General features: G+C 67.7%; 2 protein-coding genes and 1 pseudogene. 2 read left to right on the top strand and 1 reads right to left on the bottom strand.

Annotated elements, in window-relative coordinates; translation table 11 throughout:
• Positions 1-507, top strand: a pseudogene (locus tag AOQ53_RS01825) (serine/threonine protein kinase); the annotation flags it as partial.
• A gap of 89 nt (positions 508-596) precedes the next feature.
• Here the strand turns inward: AOQ53_RS01825 and AOQ53_RS01820 are convergent.
• The gene (locus AOQ53_RS01820) at positions 597-2,102 is read right to left on the bottom strand and encodes an amino acid permease (RefSeq protein ID WP_059414315.1); all 1,506 of its coding nucleotides are present in this window, start codon (positions 2,100-2,102) and stop codon (positions 597-599) included.
• 288 nt (positions 2,103-2,390) lie between these two features.
• Here AOQ53_RS01820 and AOQ53_RS01815 point away from each other — a divergent pair.
• The coding region (locus AOQ53_RS01815) for an RpiB/LacA/LacB family sugar-phosphate isomerase (RefSeq protein WP_148640275.1) at positions 2,391-2,661 on the top strand (271 nt) is incomplete at its 3' end.

The following is a 2,661-nucleotide window of genomic DNA, read 5'->3' as shown; positions in this document are numbered from 1 at the left end:
GCCCCCGCCACTGACCCCACCCCCACCCCCACCCCCGACTCCACGCCCTCAGCCACGGTCGGAGGCACATCCAGGCCGCAGAGCCTGCCACCAGGCGCACACCGGGAGGCCGGAGGATTCGCCTGGGCGACCCCCGAGGGCTGGCGGCGGGATGTGAAGACGGGCGCGGAGGTGCACTACACCTCCCCGGACGGCACGCAGGAACTCGTCGGCAAGTCGTCCCTGGCCCGCGGCGACCTGCTGGAGACCTGGCAGACCTCGGAGCGCAACGCCCACCAGGGCCAGGACTACCGCAAGATCCGTCTGGAGGAGACGACGTTCCGCGGCCACCCGGCGGTGGTCTGGGAGTACACGTTCACTCTGCAGGGCGTCCACTGGCACGCCCGCCTGCTCGGCTTCAACGTCGACGGCAAGTCGTACCAGATCAACACCTGGTACGACTCCGGCATCGAACCGGAAGCCCTCCGCACGTACGAGAAGGTCAAGGACAGCTTCACGGTGCTGTAGGCGGCAACGAAGAAGGGCCTGCGGCGCGTGTACGGGAAGAACACGCGCCGCAGGCCCCCGTCCGCCACGAACGGCGAACGCCGGAGGGGTCAGCCGGCCGAGACCTCGTCCCGGCTGTCGTCCTCGGCCTGGACCTGCGCCTGGGCGGCGTCAGCGGCGGCGGCCCGCTGCCCCCCACGGACCTTCTCCTTCACGAAGGCGACGACGAGGACGAGCGCCGCGACGAGCAGCGACAGCATGATGGTCTGGCGCCCGTCGTGCTCGGTGTCGGTGAGCATGTAACCGAGGATGAACACGATCAGCGCGGCCGTCGCCCAGGTCAGGTACGGGTACAGCCACATCTTCACGACGAGCTTCTCCGGCGCCTCGGCCTGGATGATCTTCCGCATCCGCAGCTGGGAGAAGCAGATCACCAGCCACACGAACAGGGCGACCGCGCCACTGGAGTTCACGAGGAAGAGGAAGACGGAGTCCGGGAACTTGTAGTTGAAGAAGACGGCGATGAATCCGAACGCGACGGACGCGAGGATCGCCGTCCGCGGCACGCCGTTGGCGGTCGTGCGGGCGAAGGACTTCGGGGCGTCGCCGCGCCGGCCGAGCGAGAAGGCCATGCGGGAGGCGGTGTAGAGGCCGGAGTTGAGGCAGGACAGCACCGAGGTCAGCACGATGAAGTTCATGATCTGACCGGCGTGCGGAATGCCGAGGGAGTCGAGCGCGGCGACGTAGGAGCCGTCGTCGGTGATGGACTTGCTGTCCCACGGCAGCAGGGACACCACGACGAAAATCGAGCCGAGGTAGAAGACGGCGACTCGCCAGATGATGCTGTTGGTGGCCTTGGTGACGGCCTGCTGCGGGTTCTCGGACTCACCGGCCGCCAGGGTGGCGATCTCGCTCCCCATGAAGGAGAAGACGACGAGCAGCACACCGGTGAGGATCGCCCCGGCACCATGGGGCAGGAATCCCCCGTGCTCGGTGAGGTTGCTCAGCCCGGCCTGTTCGCTGTCGACACCGGGCAGCACCCCGAACACGGCGAGCCCGCCGATGACGATGAACGCGGCGATCGCGACCACCTTGATCCCGGCGAACCAGAACTCGAACTCGCCGTACGACCCGACGGAGACGAGGTTGGTGGCGGTGAGCACCACCATCACGATCAGGGCCCAGGCCCACTGCGGCACGGCCGGGATCCATCCCTCCAGGATCACGGCACCGGCGGTCGCCTCGACCGCCAGCACGACCACCCAGAAGAACCAGTACAGCCAGCCGATGGAGAAACCGGCCCAGGGCCCGAGCGCCCGGTCGGCGTGCGCGGAGAAGGAACCCGAGGTCGGGTTGGCGGCCGACATCTCACCGAGCATCCGCATCACCAGCACGACGAGCGTGCCGACGAGGGCGTACGACAGCAGGATGCCGGGCCCCGCGGTGGCGATACCCGAGCTGGACCCGACGAACAGGCCCGCCCCGATGACACCGCCGATGGCGATCATCGATAGATGCCGGTTCTTGAGCCCTGCCTGGAGCCCGGGTTCGCCACCGGGTTCTCCGGGGCCGCCGGGTTCGTTTCCTGTCGTCTTGAGAGTCGGCTGCGAGGTCATGGAACGGTTTTCCTTTGCGCCGGGGAGCTGTTTTCCGTACGCACCGCCTGAGCCGTGCGAACGGGAGTGTGTCGCGGCAAGGCGGTGTACAGGGGCTCATACGACCGGTGTACGAGCGGTGTACGAGCGCGTCCAGTGAATCGGAGGCGAACGATGGGGAGAACCTTTGAATCCAGATTGTTACTTGAGGTTTTCCTGAGCTTCTATAACGCGGCTCACATTCGCCTCGCGTTTTCGTGAGCGCCACCCGGCGCGCCTGCCCCGAAACGCCCGTGTCACACTCGTCCCATGCGCGTGTACCTCGGCTCGGACCATGCGGGCTACGAACTCAAGAACCACCTCGTCGAGTGGCTGAAGGCGGCGGGTCACGACCCCGTCGACTGCGGCCCGCACATCTACGACGCCCAGGACGACTACCCGCCCTTCTGCCTCCGCGCCGCGGAGCGGACGGCCGCGGACCCCGAGGCGCTCGGCATCGTCATCGGCGGCTCCGGCAACGGTGAGCAGATCGCCGCGAACAAGGTCAAGGGCGTCCGTGCGGCCCTCGCCTGGAGCGAGG

The sequence above is a fragment of the Streptomyces azureus genome, assembly GCF_001270025.1.
GTDB classification, from domain to species: Bacteria; Actinomycetota; Actinomycetes; order Streptomycetales; family Streptomycetaceae; genus Streptomyces; species Streptomyces azureus.
Note: the sequence above shows the minus strand (reverse complement) of the source record. Positions and strands in the feature narration are given on the sequence as shown.